The 16344-nt window shown below is 70.7% G+C and carries 17 protein-coding genes; 9 read left to right on the forward strand and 8 right to left on the reverse strand.

The window, feature by feature from the left end:
- Positions 1 to 41: 41 nt before the first annotated feature.
- The 3 genes from QSK05_RS31640 to malQ all read right to left on the reverse strand — a co-directional run bounded on the left by QSK05_RS31640 (position 42) and on the right by malQ (position 4246).
- Entirely contained in the window at positions 42 to 1037 is a 996-nt protein-coding gene (locus QSK05_RS31640; RefSeq protein WP_285601064.1) for a glycoside hydrolase family 26 protein, read from the reverse strand.
- Positions 1038 to 1120: 83 nt separating this feature from the next.
- Positions 1121 to 1798, reverse strand: a complete 678-nt coding sequence (locus tag QSK05_RS31645) for a pentapeptide repeat-containing protein (RefSeq protein WP_285601065.1) — start codon at positions 1796 to 1798, stop codon at positions 1121 to 1123.
- 6 nt (positions 1799 to 1804) lie between these two features.
- Positions 1805 to 4246 (reverse strand): 4-alpha-glucanotransferase, encoded by a 2442-nt coding sequence (gene malQ / locus QSK05_RS31650; RefSeq protein WP_285601066.1) that lies wholly within the window; start codon positions 4244 to 4246, stop codon positions 1805 to 1807.
- Between the two features lie 146 nt (positions 4247 to 4392).
- On the opposite strand from malQ, the gene QSK05_RS31655 reads away from it, so the two are divergent.
- From QSK05_RS31655 to QSK05_RS31665, 3 genes are all read left to right on the forward strand, one after another.
- Positions 4393 to 6546 carry a prolyl oligopeptidase family serine peptidase gene (locus QSK05_RS31655; RefSeq protein ID WP_285601067.1) on the forward strand — a complete coding sequence of 718 codons (2154 nt, stop codon included), beginning with the start codon at positions 4393 to 4395 and terminating at the stop codon, positions 6544 to 6546.
- Positions 6547 to 6670: 124 nt separating this feature from the next.
- Positions 6671 to 7942, forward strand: coding sequence for a mechanosensitive ion channel family protein (locus tag QSK05_RS31660; RefSeq protein WP_285601068.1), 1272 nt, complete (start codon positions 6671 to 6673; stop codon positions 7940 to 7942).
- A gap of 11 nt (positions 7943 to 7953) precedes the next feature.
- Entirely contained in the window at positions 7954 to 8625 is a 672-nt protein-coding gene (locus QSK05_RS31665) for a helix-turn-helix transcriptional regulator (protein ID WP_285601069.1), read from the forward strand.
- A gap of 10 nt (positions 8626 to 8635) precedes the next feature.
- Here the strand turns inward: QSK05_RS31665 and QSK05_RS31670 are convergent, their stop codons facing one another.
- The gene (locus tag QSK05_RS31670; RefSeq protein ID WP_285601070.1) at positions 8636 to 9034 is read right to left on the reverse strand and encodes a VOC family protein; all 399 of its coding nucleotides are present in this window, start codon (positions 9032 to 9034) and stop codon (positions 8636 to 8638) included.
- A 95-nt stretch (positions 9035 to 9129) separates the two neighbouring features.
- On the opposite strand from QSK05_RS31670, the gene QSK05_RS31675 reads away from it, so the two are divergent.
- Positions 9130 to 9576, forward strand: a complete 447-nt coding sequence (locus QSK05_RS31675; RefSeq protein ID WP_285601071.1) for a globin — start codon at positions 9130 to 9132, stop codon at positions 9574 to 9576.
- A gap of 26 nt (positions 9577 to 9602) precedes the next feature.
- On the opposite strand, the gene QSK05_RS31680 is transcribed toward QSK05_RS31675, so the two are convergent.
- The 4 genes from QSK05_RS31680 to QSK05_RS31695 all read right to left on the reverse strand — a co-directional run bounded on the left by QSK05_RS31680 (position 9603) and on the right by QSK05_RS31695 (position 12997).
- Positions 9603 to 10322: a DUF8185 domain-containing protein gene (locus QSK05_RS31680; RefSeq protein WP_285601072.1), complete on the reverse strand. Its 720-nt coding sequence runs from the start codon at positions 10320 to 10322 to the stop codon at positions 9603 to 9605.
- Complete coding sequence (locus tag QSK05_RS31685; protein ID WP_285601073.1) at positions 10319 to 10780, reverse strand: acyl-CoA thioesterase; 462 nt, start codon at positions 10778 to 10780, stop codon at positions 10319 to 10321. The genes QSK05_RS31680 and QSK05_RS31685 overlap by 4 nt, the downstream gene beginning before the upstream one ends.
- A 190-nt stretch (positions 10781 to 10970) precedes the next feature.
- Positions 10971 to 12035 (reverse strand): NADPH:quinone oxidoreductase family protein, encoded by a 1065-nt coding sequence (locus tag QSK05_RS31690; RefSeq protein WP_285601074.1) that lies wholly within the window; start codon positions 12033 to 12035, stop codon positions 10971 to 10973.
- 152 nt (positions 12036 to 12187) lie between these two features.
- Positions 12188 to 12997, reverse strand: coding sequence for an SDR family oxidoreductase (locus QSK05_RS31695; protein WP_285601075.1), 810 nt, complete (start codon positions 12995 to 12997; stop codon positions 12188 to 12190).
- A 162-nt stretch (positions 12998 to 13159) separates the two neighbouring features.
- On the opposite strand from QSK05_RS31695, the gene QSK05_RS31700 reads away from it, so the two are divergent.
- From QSK05_RS31700 to QSK05_RS31720, 5 genes are all read left to right on the forward strand, one after another.
- Positions 13160 to 13843 carry a TetR/AcrR family transcriptional regulator gene (locus QSK05_RS31700; protein ID WP_285601076.1) on the forward strand — a complete coding sequence of 228 codons (684 nt, stop codon included), beginning with the start codon at positions 13160 to 13162 and terminating at the stop codon, positions 13841 to 13843.
- A complete protein-coding gene (locus tag QSK05_RS31705; RefSeq protein WP_285601077.1) occupies positions 13840 to 14709 on the forward strand; it encodes an acyl-CoA thioesterase in 870 nt (289 codons plus the stop codon). Before QSK05_RS31700 ends, QSK05_RS31705 begins: the two co-directional genes overlap by 4 nt.
- 120 nt (positions 14710 to 14829) lie before the next feature.
- The gene (locus QSK05_RS31710) at positions 14830 to 15450 is read left to right on the forward strand and encodes a hypothetical protein (protein ID WP_285601078.1); all 621 of its coding nucleotides are present in this window, start codon (positions 14830 to 14832) and stop codon (positions 15448 to 15450) included.
- Between the two features lie 62 nt (positions 15451 to 15512).
- Positions 15513 to 15872 carry a hypothetical protein gene (locus tag QSK05_RS31715; protein ID WP_285601079.1) on the forward strand — a complete coding sequence of 120 codons (360 nt, stop codon included), beginning with the start codon at positions 15513 to 15515 and terminating at the stop codon, positions 15870 to 15872.
- Positions 15872 to 16174 carry a hypothetical protein gene (locus QSK05_RS31720; protein ID WP_285601080.1) on the forward strand — a complete coding sequence of 101 codons (303 nt, stop codon included), beginning with the start codon at positions 15872 to 15874 and terminating at the stop codon, positions 16172 to 16174. The genes QSK05_RS31715 and QSK05_RS31720 overlap by 1 nt, the downstream gene beginning before the upstream one ends.
- Positions 16175 to 16344 lie beyond the last annotated feature (170 nt).

Below are 16344 nucleotides of genomic sequence, written 5' to 3' on the forward strand. Positions count from 1 at the left end.
ACGCGGACGGCCGCCGGCCGTCCGCGTCCACCATTTTCTGCTCAGCCGAACAGACTCCGGAACTTCGCGCCCGCCGTCGTGAGCGTGGAGAGCCGGTGCGTGCCCTTCTCCCCCACGTCGTACTCGAAATAGGCCTGGTAGGCGACGTTGTTGGCCGGATCGGCAATGAAGTCGTGCATCTGCTCGATGAAGTAGGGGTCGTCGCCGCCCCCGTGCCCGTCGGGACGCTCCGCCCACAGCCCCCATTCGGGCAATGACATCGGTTTACCGTGCGCCGCCGCGAATTTCGACCAGGAAGCGAGGCCGAACCGAGAGTTGAGGGTGTTGTCCCAGGCCGCTTTCTGCCGCCGGTGGCGACAGTCCGCTGCGCACTTCTCGGGATAGGGGTAGGTGTTGTCCGCCCAGGAGATGTCGTACACGTCGACACCCACGTAGTCCACGTAGGCATCGCCGGGGTAGAACGTGGTCGAGTCGTAGGTGTCGCCGCCGTTGTGCACGTTCCAGTCGAACCGCAGGTTCTCGGCCCCCGGCACCGAGCGCATCACCGTCACCACCGAGCGCCAGTAGCCGATGAAATCGTCCGCGTCGTCCGGGTGCCAGCGCCAGCTCCCGAGGTTGAACTCCCATCCCAGCCGCAGGATCGCGTCACCCTGGTCGTACGCCACCAGGTTCTCCGCCAGCGTCCGGAAGTACCGGTCGTACTCGCCGTCCGCCCCGGCCGCGAGACTGACGTCCAGGTTCTCGTTCTCGGGCAGCATCGCCAGGCCGTAGACCATCCGGTAGCCGGAGTCCTGCCACGCGCCCAGCTGGTAGGCCGGGTCGGCGATGTCGTCCCAGGTGCGGCGCATCGAGAAATCCACCACGTAGTCGACGTCCCGGCCCAGCCAGTCACTGAACTTCTGCACGTCGTGCGGGGAAGTACTGCGGAAGACCCCCAGCGCGGTCGGCTTTTCGGCCCGGTCGGTGGTAGCAGAGGACGACGTGGGCACCTGGGTGGCTGCCTGAGTGATGACCGGGGTGGTTGCCGGGGTGGGCACGCCGGGACGGTCATCCGCGAGCGCGTACGTGACACCCCCGGCGGCCAGCAGCAGAATCAGCGCAGCCGTGAGGAGTTTGGGCTTCAGGGGATCTCCGGTGGAGCCGTGTCGTCGATGACCATCCCGAACTCGGCGGCGAGCAACGGGGCGAGCAGGTCGAGCTGGACCGAGCTCACCGTGGTGCCGTTCAGCCGGGACAGGCCGGTGATGCGGTGCAGGTCGGCACCCCGTAGGTCGAACGCCTTCAGCTGCGCGCGCTGCACGTCGAGGGTCGGCACGGAACTGCCGATGAACACCACGTTCTGCGCGGTGGCCTCGGCCAGGTCGAGTTCCTCGATTGCACACCGGGTGAAGGCGACGTCGCGCAGGGTGGCACCGCGCAGGTTCAGATAGGTGATCTTGCAGTCGACGAAGTGAACGCTGCCCCAGTTCATCTCGTACATCTCGGCCGACCCGATGCGGGCCCCCTCGATGCGCACGTCGCGCCAGTCGCCCCGGCCCGCGCGCAGCGAGGGCAGCCGGGCGGCACTGATCACGCAGTCGCGCACCCGGGCGCCCCGCAGGTCGGCCTCGTCCGCGCCGAGACCGGTGAGGCTGCACTCCATCACCGAGGCGTCGGACAGGTCGATCCGCTCCACCTCGACGCCCTCGAACGCCAGCCCGTCCAGGCGGGCGCCGGGCAGCAGGTCGGCGGGGTCACCGGCCTCCAGCGCGGGAAGCCGGATCTCGTCGATCCGGACCGCCGGCTTGCGTTTAGCCACCGGCCCTCACTCCGGCTCGACCCAGTCGTTCGGGTGCAGGCGGGAGTCGACCGTGCGGATCAGGCTGAGCACGCGCACGGAGTCCATCAGGTCGTCGAGCAGGATCGGCTGGCCCACCCCGTCGGCCAGGGGCAGCCGCCAGTTCGGGTACTCGTCGTCGGTGCCCGGCTGGTTCATCGTGCGCCGGTCACCCACGGCGTCGGCCAGCTGCACGCCGATCAGCCGGGCGGGGGTCAGGGCGAGGAACGCGTGCAGCGCCTCCACCTTGTCGCGCTCGGTCGGGCCGACCTTGAGCAGGCCGAGCTCGGTGAGCTGGTCGAGCACGTCCTGCCGCTGCTCGGCGTCGACCGCGGCCTCCTGCTCGTAGCTGCGGGTGAGAAGCCCCAGCCGCTCGCGCAGTTCGATGTGCTCACCGGCGAGATAGCCCGCGGTGGGCGGCAGGTCGTGGGTGGTGACCGTGGCCAGGCACAGGTCGCGCCACTGCGAGGGCTCCAGCGGTTTGCCGTCGCCGTCGTAGTCGCGCTCGAACCAGAGGATCGACGTGCCGAGCACGCCGCGCTCCTTCAGGTACTCCCGGGTCGAGGGCTCGACGTTGCCCAGGTCTTCGCCGATCACGAAACAGCCCGCCCGCTGGGCCTCCAGGGCCAGCAGGCCGATCATCGCCTCGTGGTCGTACTTCACGTAGGTGCCGTCGGCCGGGGAGTTGCCCTCGGGCACCCACCAGAACCGGAAGAGCCCGAGGATGTGGTCGATCCGCAGGGCACCGGCGTGACGCAGCAGGGTGCGCAGCATGGCCCGGTAGGGCTCGTAGCCGAGCTCGGCCAGCCGGTCGGGCCGCCACGGCGGCTGCGACCAGTCCTGGCCCTGCTGGTTGAACGCGTCCGGCGGGGCGCCGGCGGTGACACCGAGGGCCAGCACGTCGGCCAGCGCCCAGGCGTCCGCACCGTCGGGGTGTACGCCGACGGCCAGGTCGTGCACCACGCCGACCGACATGCCGGCGTCCTGCGCGACCGCGGCGACCCGGGCGAGCTGCTGGTCCAGGCACCACTGGAGCCACATGTGGAACTCGACGCGATCGACGAGTTCCTCGCGGACCTGCATCACCGCGTGGCTGTGCGGTTCCCGCAGGTGATCGGGCCAGTTCGAGGTGGGCAGACCGTACCGCTCGACCAGGGCGCTCCAGGTGGCGAAGTCTTCCAGGCCCTCGCCCTCGCGCAGGCAGAACGCCTCGAACGCGGCCTGCCGTTCGCGGCTGCGGGGGTGCTCGAAAACCGTCTGCAGCGAGGCCGACTTGGCCTCCCAGACGGCGTCGCGGTCGAGGTCACGGGGGTCGGTGTTCAGGGCCCGCATGGCCTCGGCCTGCCACTCGATGATCGCGCGCTCGGTGGAGGCCAGGTAGGCGACCTCCGGGATGTCCTCGACCCGCAGGTAGACCGGATTGAAGAAGCGGCGGGTGGTGGGCAGGTACGGCGACGGCGTCATCGGGGCCACCGGCTCGGCCGCGTGCAGCGGGTTCACCAGCACGTAGTCGGCGCCACCGGCCCGGGCGCTCCAGCCGGTGAGCTCGGCCAGGTCGCCCAGGTCGCCCAGGCCCCACGACCGGGAGGAACGCACCGAGTACAGCTGGGTCATGAAGCCCCAGGCCCGGCTTTCCGCCACCGAGGGCGGCAGCTCGATGCGCCGCGGCGTGACCACGTACGGGCGGTACAGCTCGTCGGACTGCACCGGGTTCTCGCTGCCGGGGTGCCGGGCCTGCGGGAGGTGCCGGGCGATCAGGGTGTGGTCGCCGATCGGGATGTCGCCCAGCACCATGTAGTTCACCCGGCGCAGGGTGCGGCCGTCGAAGGTGGCACGGCCCTCGTCCGGGGCCGGCTGGTCGGCGGCGAGCGGCAGCTTCAGCAGCGTGCCGTCCTCCGTCTCGAGCCGGACGTCCAGCCGGTGCAGCGGCAGGTCGGCCTCCACGTGCACCGGGATGATCGCCGAGTCACCCTCGCGCACCACGGTGATGTCGGGCAGCAACTTCTCCCAGGGCCGGCGCCGCAGCTCGGCCAGGGCCGCGCGCACGTGCACCCCGGTGCGCACCGGCATGTCCAGCGCCGCCAGCACCCCGCAGAGCGTGTGCGTGGCCACCGGAACCAGGTTGCCCTGCCAGTCCTTGAACTCGGTCGCGACGCCCAGCCCGGCGGCCAGCTCGACCAGTTCCTCCGGGGCGGGGGCGTCGAGGTCGAGGTTCCCGTCCACCAATCGGGGACGGGTGAACGCCGCACTCGCGTCGTCGGGGTCGCGGTCGGGATGGTCGTCCGGTCCGCTCGACTTGGGGTCTTCCCAGAGCGCGCTCAGCGGAATGCCGGACGGGGGCGTCGGCGCACTGATGTCGTACACCGACCCCTCGTCGTCGGGGCCCACACTGAGCTCGCTGCGGTCGGGAAGGGGTCGCTGCTCGGTCACCGTTGTGCTTCCGTCGCGTTCGTTCAGGTCATCGTCAGATGTCTTCGCAAGATCCTGCCATGCTTCCGGCCGTCGCGACGGGTGGACTGCCTCTGGGTCTTCACCTGCCTCGCGAGCACCTCGGGCACTCCCCCTACTGTGTGTGCATGCCAAACCCCTCCGGCGTGTCCGCCGAGCGCCTTGACCTGGTCGACGAGCTGCACGGACAGCCGGTGCCAGACCCCTACCGCTGGCTCGAGGACGCCTCCGACGAGCGCACACAGAAGTGGTCGCAGCAGCAGGACGAGCTGTTCGCCGCCGGGTCGGCGGACTGGCCGGGGCGCGAGCGGATCGGCGCCCGTCTGGGTGAACTGATGGGCGCGGGGGTGGCCGGGGTACCGATCTGGCGGGGCCGGCGGGTGTTCTCGATGCGCCGCGAACCCGGTCAGGAGCACAGTGTGCTGTACGTGCAGGACTCGCCTGATTCAGACCGCCGGGTCCTCGTCGACCCGATGGCGATCGACCCGGGCGGCACCACCACGCTCGACGCCTGGCAGCCCGACCGGGAGGGCGCGCGGCTGGCCTACCAACTCTCCGAGGGCGGCACCGAGGAGAGCGTGCTGCGGATCATCGACGTGACCACCGGTGAGCTGCTCGACGGCCCCATCGACCGGGCCCGCTACTCCCCCGTCTCCTGGATCCCGGGCGGTCTGCCCGCCCCGGGGACCGCGCAGGAGCGGGTGCCCGCGTTCTTCTACGTGCGCCGCCTGCCCGCGCAGGAGGTCCCGGCCGGTGAGGAGCAGTACCACCGGCGGATCTGGCTGCACCGCCTGGGTTCCGACCCCTCCACCGACGTGCGGGTGTTCGGCGACGGCCACGACCCGCGGACCTACTTCGGGGTCGGCCTGTCGCGCGACGGCCGCTGGCTGATCGTCTCCGCCGCCGTCGGCACAGCCCCGCGCAACGATGTCTGGATCGCCGACCTCACCGCCCCCGGCGGCCACGAGGCACCGCAGTTCACGCCGATCGCCACCGGGCTCGACGCCCAGTTCGGCGCGCACGTCGGACGGGACGGCCGGCTCTACGTCTTCACCGACCTGGACGCCCCGCGCGGCCGGCTGGCGGTCACCGACCCGAGCACGCCCTCGCCCGCGAACTGGCGCGACCTGATTCCCCAGCACGACGAGGCGGTGCTGCAGAACTACACCGTGCTGGACGGTGAGCAGCTCATCGACAACCCGCTGCTGCTGGCCACCTGGACGCGTCACGCGGTTTCGGAGATCAGCGTGCACGACCTGGACTCCGGCTCGCGGTACCCGGGCCCCTCCGGCTCGGTGGAACTGCCCGGCGTCGGCACGGTCGGAGGTCTGGTGGCGCGGCCCGAGGGTGGGCACGAGTGCTGGTTCACCTACACCGACCACGTCACCCCGCCGCACGTGTACCGGCTGGACGGGCTCACCGGGAGGGTCGAGCTGTTCGCGGCCCCGCCCGGAACGGTCGAGGTGCCGAAGGTGGTCACCCGGCAGATCGAATACCCCTCGGCCGACGGCACGATCGTGCGGATGTTCGTGACCTCCCGCGCCGATCTGCTCTCCGGGACCGGCGAGCCGCTCTCCCCGCGTCCGACCATTCTCTACGGCTACGGCGGTTTCGGGGTGCCGATGACGCCGGGCTACTCGTCCACGATCCTCGCCTGGGCCGAGGCCGGGGGCGTGTACGCGGTCGCCAACCTGCGCGGCGGCAGCGAGGAGGGCGAGGACTGGCACCGGGCCGGGATGCTCGGGCACAAGCAGAACGTCTTCGACGACTTCCACGCGGCCGCGGAACACCTGATCTCCCAGCAGTGGACGTCCACGAGCCAGTTGGCGATCAGTGGCGGCTCGAACGGTGGCCTGCTGGTCGGGGCCGCGCTCACGCAGCGCCCGGAGCTGTACCGCGCCGTGGTCTGCTCGGCACCGCTGCTCGACATGATCCGCTACGAGAAGTTCGGCCTCGGGGCGACCTGGAACGTGGAGTACGGGTCGGCGGACGACGCGGAACAGTTCGGCTGGCTGCTCGCCTACTCGCCCTATCACCGGGTGAAGGAGGGGGTGGACTACCCGGCGACGCTGTTCACGGTCTTCGACGGCGACACCCGGGTCGACCCGCTGCACGCCCGCAAGCTCTGCGCGGCCCTGCAGCACGCTCAGGGGGGCGAGCACCCGATCCTGCTCCGGAGAGAGAAGGACGTGGGCCACGGCGCCCGCTCCCTGTCCCGCACGATCGCCCTGAGCACCGACACGATGACGTTCCTGGCCGCCCAGACCGGCCTGGAGCTGTAGGGACGTCGCGATCTTGCTCCCCGTGGCCGAACCTCGCCCTGACCTGTGAACCCGGGCCACTTCGTCCTCAATTCGCCCGATGCTGGTTTCACGGTCGTCACCTGACGCCGCTAGCCTCGGCCGCATGTTCGCCGCTCCACTCGTCGCCGCCCACACCCAGCTGTACGCGCTCCTCTCGACCTCGACGCCAGACCCGAGCGGGAGTGCCACCCCGACCCCGACGGCCAGCGTCAGCCCGACCCCCGCGCCGACTGTCACCTCGATCAGCGAGAAGGCCTTCGACAGCCTTCAGGGTGGCGCGCAGAGCGTGACCTGCACCAAGGACGACTTCTCGATCTGCGGGATCACCCTGCGGACCACCGGCAGTCTGCGGGTCGGCCAGTGGCTCGACTTCATCCTCGGCACCCCGCTGCGCGTCGCGTTCATCATCTTCATCGGCTGGCTGGTCCGGAAGATCGTGCACCGGCTGATCGGCCGGCTCGCCGCCCGGATCGCGGCCGGCACCACCGCCCCCGGCAAGAACAGCGGCGGCGAGAAGCCGGAAGACGCGGACGCCACCCCGGCCCCGGTCACCCGCCCGATGATCACCCGGCGCAAGGCCCGCTCGAAAACCCTGGCCCAGGTCCTGCGCAGCGTCACCTCGGTGATCATCTTCGTGGTCGTCGGCCTGATGGTGATGGACGAGATCGGCCTGCCGATCACCCCGCTGCTGGCCAGCTTCAGCGTGATCGGGGTGGCGCTGGGCCTGGGTGCTCAGAGCGTGGTGCGCGACGTACTCGCCGGCATGTTCATGATCCTGGAAGACCAGTACGGCGTGGGCGACTCGGTCAACGTGGGCGAGGCCAGCGGCACGGTCGAGGCGGTCGGGCTGCGTGTGACCCAGCTGCGCGACATCAACGGCACGGTCTGGTACGTGCGCAACGGCGAGATCCTGTCGGTCGGCAACTCCTCGCAGGGCTGGTCGCGGGCCGTGGTCGACGTCAACGTGGGCTTCGAGGAAGACATCGAGCGCGTCGAGGACCTGCTCGAGGAGATCGGCCGCGAGGTGCACGACGATCCCCGGTTCCGGGCGCTGATCATGGAAGACCCGGAGATCTGGGGCGTCGAGACGATGGCCGCCGACAGCGTGGTGGTGCGGATGGTGGTCAAGACCCTGCCCGACCAGTCCGCCCCGATCGCCCGCGAGATCCGCCGCCGCATCCGCCTGACCTTCCGCCGCGACCGCATCGTCATGCACTCCACACCGCGCACCGTGATCGTGAACTCGGGCGACCCCACTCCCCCGATGACCCCCGCCTACGGATCGGCAGCGGCCCCCGAAGGAACCCCGAGCGGTAACCCGACCGCCGACTCCAGCTCGAAGCGTCACCCGGAGGAACGCGAGCTCGGGAAGTAAAATCTGCCGGCATGACGTACTCCGAGCGGCCCGCCGCCCGGCCCGGCGTCGTTCTCTGGCAGAGCCGTCCGGTCGACGCGCAATCCTCCCTGATCCTTCCCGACGGCTGCCTGGACCTGCTGTGGGACGGGGCGACCCTGCAGGTCGCCGGCCCGGACACCGTCGCCCGGCTGCACGCGCCCGGACGGCCGGCCGGTTTCACCGCACTGCGGTTCGCCGCGGCGACGGGCCCCTGCGCCCTCGGAGTGAGCGCCGCCGACGTCGTCGACCAGCTCGTCCCTCTGCGCGACATCTGGGGCGACGTCCGGACCGCGCGGCTGGAGGAACAGGTCGCGGCGGGCGGCGCCCCCGCCCTGGAGCAATGGCTGCGTTCGGCCCCGGAACCCTCCGACCCCCTCGGCGCCCGGGTGTTCGGCCTGGCCCGCACCGGCCTGCCGGTCGGCGAGATCGCCGACCACGTGGGCTTCAGCGCGAGGCAGCTACAGCGCCGCAGCCAGGAGCTCTTCGGCTACGGCGCCGGTCATCTGGTCCGCGTGCTGAGGCTGCAGAAGGCCCTGGCGAGCGCCCGCTCCGGGCAACCCCTGAGCATGGTGGCGGCCGATGCGGGCTACTACGACCAGCCCCACTTCTCCCGGGAGATCCGGGCCCTCACCGGCCGCACCCCCACCGACCTGCTCCGGTGATCTAGAACTCTCAGGACAGCGGGGCGAAGAGATCCACCTGGTTGCCGTCCGGGTCCCGGACCACGGCATACCGCTGACCCCAGACGGCGTCCCAGGGCTTGAGCTCACCCTCGTACCCCGCGGCCGTGACGGCGGCGTAGGCCTTGTCGACCTCGGCCGCCGACGAGGCCAGGAGGGCGATGGCGGACTGGGTGGTCCCCCTCGCCGGGCGCTTCCATTCCGGGTGGAACGACCTGATCGTGTCCTCGGTGTCGAAGGCAATCTGGATGCCGCCGAGGTCGGCCTGCACATGGAGCTGCGAGCCGGCCCCGGATGGATCGGGCAGGTCCAGTCCCAGCATCCGGTAGAAGGTCAGGGTGGCGGACATGTCCGAGACGACGAGTTCGATGACGGCCAGGCGAAGTTTCATGGCGACCACGCTATGACCGGCTGCGATGCCGGGTCTTGGATCCTTCGGACAGGTCTGGCTGTGGTGATCGGGCGGCGGTAGGCGAAACTGGGGGCATGGCGGAACAGGAACGACAGCCGACCACGCTGGGGATCGTGCCGACAGGCGCCGCACCGGAGGCCGAGGAGAAGATCACCTTCTACGAGGCGGTGGGTGGGCGGCCGGCCTTCGCGCAGCTGGTGCACGTCTTCTACCAGGGCATCGCGCAGGACGAGGTGCTGCGGCCGATGTACCCGGAGGAAGACCTGGGTCCCGCGCAAGAGCGGCTGCTGATGTTCCTGGAGCAGTACTGGGGCGGGCCCACCACCTACAGCCAGCAGCGTGGGCACCCCCGGCTGCGCATGCGTCACGTGCCGTTCCGGGTGAACGCCGACGCCCGCGACCGCTGGCTCACGCACATGCGGGCGGGCGTCGACAGTCTCGATCTGCCACCGGAGCTGGACGCGATGCTCTGGGGCTACCTGGAGCGGGCGGCGTTCAGCCTGCAGAACACCCCCGATTAGATCTGACGAGATCTGACGAGATCCGCCTAGATACCCGAGGCCGGGCGGGCGAGAACGTGACCGCGGGTGGTGCTCAGACGCCACCAGCGGCCGGCTGAGTGCAAGGTGGCGACGTCCTGATCGGGCTGCTCCGGGTCTGACGACCCCCGTCCCAGAAAACCGAAGGTCTCGGCCGCGAAAGCGGCCCCGGTGGGCAGCCCGACCGACCCGCCCGACGCGTCCGCCAGCAGCGGGCGTCCCCAGATGATGCCCCGCAACTTCGCGACCGCCGCGGCACCCGACCCGGCCGGCACCCCGGCCGCGACCTCGTCGATCCCCGTTCGCGCGGCCCCGCGCAGCAGATCGAAAGGCACCACGCCCTCGACGTTCCAGCCGCTGCGCGGAGGCGCCATCCCCGCCCACGACGCGTTCGTCGCGGTGGTGGGAGGCACCGGCAGCTCGATCGGCCGGCCCACGCTGCGGGGGGTGGGCCGGGCCCCGGCCAGCAGCCGGTCGATGCGGGCGAACCGGTCGGCCATCGCCGCCAGCGGCACCGTGGCATCGATCTGCGCCGGCTCGGCCAGCGTGAGCACCCGCAGAGCCAGCACGGTCGGGCCGCCGGCCCCGTGCAGGGCGCCCGCGTACATGGCCAGCACCTGGCCCTGGGCCACGAGACGGATCGCCCCGCCGTCGTCGACCTGCCGGGACCGGCCGACGAAAGTGCGCACGTCGGAGAGCGTTCCGAAATCGGGGAGCAGGAGGTTCACGGTGCCGTCACCGCCTTGTCGCGCCGGCGCCGCCATTGGATCGGGCCACCGGCCCACTGCTGCAGGCGTTCCCGTTCGGCCGTGCTGAGCCGGCGGGGCCGGTTCTTCCACTGGTCGAAGGCGAAGAGCGTGGTCTCGGCGTGGGCGTAGACCACGCGCTCGCCGTCCTGCTCGTCGAGCACCTCGTACCCCATCTCGAAGTCGGCCGCGCCGATCCGGGTCACCCAGATGTCGACCGGCACCGGCGGGATGCGGAAGGTCAGCGGGACCATGTACTCGATCTCCTGGCGGGCCACCAGCAGGGCACCCCCGGTCTCGCGCGAGGTGCTGAGCAGATCCGTGCCGAGCGCGGCGATCCGGGCCTCCTCGAGGATGCGCACGAACATGACGTTGTTGACGTGGCCGTAAGCGTCGACGTCCGACCAGCGCAACGGAACCAGTACTCGGTGGCGGGGCACCCGCACATGGTCCCCCATCCGTGAGGTCCCGAATAACCGGGACCTTTGGCCACATGACACAGGTCACAAGACCCTGGCCATCCAGGTGTCAAGGTGTTGGCCGGGTGACCGATAACAACACTGCACCCCGGACCGGGCGCCGGGACGGAGGAGGGGCCTGCCGGCGCGGGTGCGCAGTGCTGCCGGGCCCTCAGCCCAGGGCATTCACCGAGACGGTCAGACGCCCGGTGGTCTCCCCCGCCACGAGCCGGGCGATTCCCTGCGGGGCCTGATCGAACGGCAGGGTCTCGGCCAGCAGGGGACGCAGCGCGCCGGCGTCGAGCAGCCGGATCAGGTCGGCGTGGGCCCGCTGCACCAGCTCCGGCTCGCGCTCCCGGTAGAGCGCCGAGTTCACTCCCAGCACGGTGAAGTTCGCGGCCCGGACCTGCTCGGGCGCCACCGGCACGGCCTGCTGGGAGGCGAACCCGGCCACCACGATGCGGCCCTCGAACCCGATCAGGCGGCAGGACAGCTCGAACATCGGCCCACCCACCGGATCGAAGACGACCTGCACGCCCCGGCCCCGGGTCAGCTCGCGCACGGCCCCCTCGATGTCCTGCTGGTGGCGGTGCAGCACGACGTGCGCACCCAGCGACCGGGCCGTCTTGTACTTCTCGTCCGATCCCACCACCGCGATCACCTTGGCCCCGGCCGCCAGGGCGAGCTGCACGGCGGCGCTGCCCAGGCCGCCCGCCGCGCCGAACACCAGCACCCATTCACCGACGTGCACGGCGGCCCGCCGGTAGAGGCCGAGCCAGGCCGTCAGGTAGGCCAGGTGGAACACCGAGGCGGGTTCGTCGTCCAGCGCCGTCGGGGCCGGGAAGACGTCCTGGGCCCGAGCGATCGCGTAGCGGGCGAGCGCACCGCTGGGCAGGGTGGTCTGGCCGACCACCCGCTCGCCCAGCCGGTACTGCGAGACCCCCGGCCCGACCCCGACGATCTCGCCACACAGTTCCAGGCCGGGCGTGAACGGGGGCGGCGGGGCGTTCACCGAAAGTCCTTGTGCCAGCGTGGCATCGGTCAGACCGAGACCGGCCGCAGCGACCTGCACCAGCACCTGCCCCGGGCCCGGCGAGGGCAACGGGACCTCGTCGAGGCGCATCACCTGCAACGGGTCCCCGGCTCCGACGATCCGCCAGGCCCGCATCGTGCTGCCGGTGTCCAGGGTCGTCGAGCGGTCCCCGGGCTCGATGGACTCGATGGCCTCGGTGCTCACTCAATCCTCCGCCTGGTGGTGGCTCACGGCATCGTGCCGGAACACACTGAACCGTCCAGTCACATGCCGGGTCAACTGGGACCAAGCCCCCACCACCTCGTTCGTGATCGGGCGAAGCCTCCCGGGGAGGTTTCGCCCGATCACGAACAGGGCTAGCCGATGGCCCCGCCCAGCCCGACCCCACCGTCCAGGGTGAGGGTCTGCCCGGTGATCCACGAGGCGTCGTCACTGGCGAGGAAGGCCACCGCCGCGGCCACGTCGTCCGGGACCCCGAGCCGGCCGAGCGGGTAACCGGCTGTCAGTTCCCGCTCCCGGCCCTCGTAGAGAGCGGTGGCGAAGCGGGTCTTCACCACGGCCGGGGCCACGGCGTTGACCCGGATCCGCGGGGCCAGCTCGAGCGCCAGCTGGGAGGTGACGTGGATCAGCGCGGCCTTGCTGGCGCCGTACACACCGATTCCTGGCGACGGCCGCAGCCCGGCGATGGACGCCACGTTCACGATCGAGGCCCCGACGTGATGCCCCAGCCCGAGCTTGCGCACCTCGTCGGTCCAGGAGAGCGCCGCGATCACGTTGACGTCGAACACCTTGGCCGCGGCCCCGGCATCCGTCCCCGCCATCGGCCCGTAGACGGGATTGATGCCGGTGTTGTTGACCAGCACGTCGATCCGCCCGAAGGCGTCGATGGTGGCCTGCACGGCATGGGCGCGGTGCTCGGCGTCGTCGGCCCGGCCGGCCACCCCGACCGCGACGGCCGCGCCACCCAGCTGCTCCACCGCGTCTTCCAGCGGACCGGACTTGCGGGCGGTGACGCACACCCGCGCACCCTCGGAGATCAGCCGGCGCGCGATCGCCAGCCCGATCCCCCGGCTGGCGCCGGTGACCACGGCGACCCGCCCGTCGAACCGTCGATCGGCCGGTGGGCCCTGCTCGACCCGAATGCCCGTCTCCTCGTCGAGACGCATCTGGCCCCTCCTCGTCCCGCCGGTGCTCCGTCGCACCGCGCCCGAGTTGCACGATTCCTTCACCAGCCTGGCACATGATCACCGTCACATCACGGGCCGTTCGGCCTGCAAGGAGCTTGCCCCTGTTCTTGACGGAACGCCCGTTCGTGACATGCTCCCGCCATGGCGACCCGGTCGGCGATGAGCTGGACGGACGACGGCGACGAGCCGAACGACGACCCGGGCGGCGAAGTGGCGCCCAGTAGGTCGGGTGATTCGTCGCGGCGACTGATCGAGGCCGCGATCGAGGCCTTCGCCGACCGCGGCTTCCACGCCACCACCACCCGTGACATCGCGACCCGGGTCGGACTCAGCCCGGCCGCGCTCTACGTGCACTTCCCCTCGAAGCAGGCGCTGCTGGCCGAGATCAGTGTGGTCGGGCACGAGGCCGCGCTGGACCTGGTCGAGCGGTCCGCGGCCTCGGGGACCGGAAGCGTGAACCGGCTGCGGGCGGTGATCCGCGACTTCACCGCCTGGCACGCCGAGCGCTACCGGGTGGCCCGGGTCGTGCACCACGAGATCGCCGCGCTGGCCGACACCGACCAGAGCCGGGTGCTCGACGTACGCCGCCGGATCGAGGGCGTGGTGGAGGCCCAGCTCAGCGCCGGTAACGCGAGTGGTGAGATGGACGTACCCGACACCCGGGCGGTGGCGCGGGCCCTGCTCTCCCTGAGCGTCGACGTGGCCCGCTGGTACGACCCCCGGGGCAGCCGCACCGCCGCGCAGATCGGGGACCTGTACGCGGACCTGGCCACCCGGATGGTGAGTGCCCGGCCGCCGGCCCCGCCCGAAGGAGAACGTACGTGAACCACGGATCGGACGTCCCGATCGACGAACTGGTGCGGATCCTCGCACTCCAGGACGCCGGCGAGGACCAGTACGTCGGGCACAACTACCACGCACCGCACGGCCGGATCTTCGGCGGGCAGGTCCTGGCACAGGCTCTCGCCGCGGCCACCAAGACGGTCGAGGGTGACCGTCCACCGCATTCCTTCCACGGCTATTTCCTGCGCCCGGGCGACCCCTCGGTGCCGATCGAGCTGGCTGTGGAACGTCTGCGGGACGGCCGGTCGTTCAGCGCCCGCCGGGTGCAGGCCGTGCAGCACGGCAAGCCGATCCTGTCGATGATCGCGTCGTTCCAGACCCCCGCGCAGGGGCTGGATCACCAGGCCCCCATGCCCGAGGTGCCGCGTCCGCAAGACCTGCCCACGTTCACCGAGCGCCTGGCCGAGGCCGGGCACCGCCCCGAAGACCTCGGGCCCCTGCTGAGATCGCAGCCGTTCGAGCTGCGGCACGTGCAGAGTCCGCTGTTCTTCGCCCCGGGCCCGGAGAAGATCGCCGAGCAGGCCGTGTGGATCCGGCCCACCGCGCCGCTGCCGCCCGGCCCGCTGCTGCACGCCGTGGTGCTGGCCTACGTCAGTGACTACACCGTGCTCGAGCCCACCCTGCGCGCCCACGGTCTGGCCTGGACCACCCCGGGCATGAAGACCGCCAGCCTGGATCACGCCATGTGGTTCCACCGGCCGGTCACCTTCGACGACTGGTTCCTGTTCGTCGAGGAGAGCCCTTCGGCCTCCGGTGCGCGGGGCCTGGGCCTGGCCCGGATCTACTCCACCGACGGCACCCTGGTCGCGACGGTCGGTCAGGAAGGCATGTTCCGCGTCCCGCAGTGACCCTGTTCCACCCCGGGGCGATCAGTGGCGGTGTCGTGGTGGAGCACCGCCCCGGCGTGGCCGCCCAACTACCCCTGCCGGCGTCCTAAACTTCCTCCCAACTCGCCCCAAGGGAGACCAATGTCGCGCACCGAAGAAATCAGCTCAGAGGTCAAGGCGGTGAACGAGGCGGCCACCGAGGCCGGCACCCGCGCCGACGAGATCCTGGAATACGCCCGCGAGCAGATCGAGATCTCCGTCGAACACGGCTGGGACGGCGTCGGTCAGTCCATCAACATCGCCGGTGAGGCGCTGGAGAAGATCGCCGCGGAACTGTCCGGACTCGACGACGCCTTCGAGAGCGCGGCCTCCACACTCGACGAGATCACCGAGCAGATGAGCCGTTCCGAGGTCGCCCAGCACCTCTCCCTCAGCCTGACCGCGCTCGAGGGCACGCAGGAGACACTGGAGAACACGGTCAGCCTCGTCGACGAGGCGATGCAGGGTGCCGAGCAGGCCGAGCACGAGGCTCTTGCCAACCGCCTCCAGCTCCTGCGCGAGAACGTGGAAGGCCTCTTCGAGCGCCTGGCCCAGTCCCGCTCCGACATCGAGGCCGAGCACGAGGAAGCCCAGAACATGGGTCAGGGCGAGGGCGACGAGACCCAGCGCGACCAGAAGCCGGACCAGGACCGCGACCGGGACGGCAGAGACGGCAGGGACCAGGACGACGACCAGAACGAAGGACGCGCACCGGGAAACTGAGCGCGGGTGCTCCCCAGGGAGGGGGAGCGCCCGGCCCGGGATACCCGTGGCCCAAGGCGCCGGTGCCGGGAACGTGGGAGCACAGCCTCGGCCTCGATCCACAGATCAAGAAGTTCCGCAACGGTGAGTACCGCACGGCAATCCGGGTCATGGAGGAACGGGACGTGCGACTCGTCCGGGCGGGCCGCGACGACAGCTGGGACTGGGTCGACGTCGACGGTCGCACGTACGACGCCGTCGGCGGTTTCCCCGGGCAGTACCTGGACGGGCAGTGGGACCATTTCTGCGGGCAGATCCGGCGTCACCTGGGTAAGGCCGAGCTGGTGCCGGTCGATGTGTCGCAGTTTCGGGCAGACCAAATAGAACGGGTTCAGAGGTTCATCGCACCGCTGGGCCCCCGAGTCTTCATGGTGGGTAGGTAGTGGCTGGAACAATTTTTCTGCCCGACGGCCGTGACTGGGATGTGCGGTCCGGGATCTTCTTCTGGGCTCTCGACACCCTCGCCGAGCAGGTCCAGGACCAGGACCTGGCGTCCTGGCTCCGTGAGCTGTCTGAGAACAATGTCGGCCTTCTCGACGTGAAACAGCTCTCCAAGGCGCAGCAGCAGGATTTCGCGATCTCTGCTCAGCGACTCCCCAGCCTGGCCAGAACAGCGCTCCCCGAGGCCGGTGAATCCTTCTACGACCGAATGGAAGAACTGGCCGCGCTGGTCGCGGAATCCTGATCGTGTGCAGAAAGTGCGCCTGGGCCGCAACACCTGCACACATTCTCCGCTGAGCCCGGTTCAGCGGCACGATCTGCCCCCAACGGCCGGGCTCGCGTTCACCCACCCTGGTTCCACCCTGAACTTCTGCCCCTATTTTCCTGGCCGTGAGCACGCTGTGCGAAGGTGTG

It is taken from the genome of Kineosporia sp. NBRC 101731 (genome assembly GCF_030269305.1).
Taxonomy (GTDB): Bacteria; Actinomycetota; Actinomycetes; order Actinomycetales; family Kineosporiaceae; genus Kineosporia.

Coding starts and splice junctions, on each gene's coding strand:
- QSK05_RS31655 (WP_285601067.1), top strand. CDS start 4,393: ATGCCAAACCCCTCCGGCGTGTCCGCCGAGCGCCTTGACCTGGTCGAC.
- QSK05_RS31660 (WP_285601068.1), top strand. CDS start 6,671: ATGTTCGCCGCTCCACTCGTCGCCGCCCACACCCAGCTGTACGCGCTC.
- QSK05_RS31665 (WP_285601069.1), top strand. CDS start 7,954: ATGACGTACTCCGAGCGGCCCGCCGCCCGGCCCGGCGTCGTTCTCTGG.
- QSK05_RS31670 (WP_285601070.1), bottom strand. CDS start 9,034: ATGAAACTTCGCCTGGCCGTCATCGAACTCGTCGTCTCGGACATGTCC.
- QSK05_RS31675 (WP_285601071.1), top strand. CDS start 9,130: ATGGCGGAACAGGAACGACAGCCGACCACGCTGGGGATCGTGCCGACA.
- QSK05_RS31695 (WP_285601075.1), bottom strand. CDS start 12,997: ATGCGTCTCGACGAGGAGACGGGCATTCGGGTCGAGCAGGGCCCACCG.
- QSK05_RS31700 (WP_285601076.1), top strand. CDS start 13,160: ATGGCGACCCGGTCGGCGATGAGCTGGACGGACGACGGCGACGAGCCG.
- QSK05_RS31710 (WP_285601078.1), top strand. CDS start 14,830: ATGTCGCGCACCGAAGAAATCAGCTCAGAGGTCAAGGCGGTGAACGAG.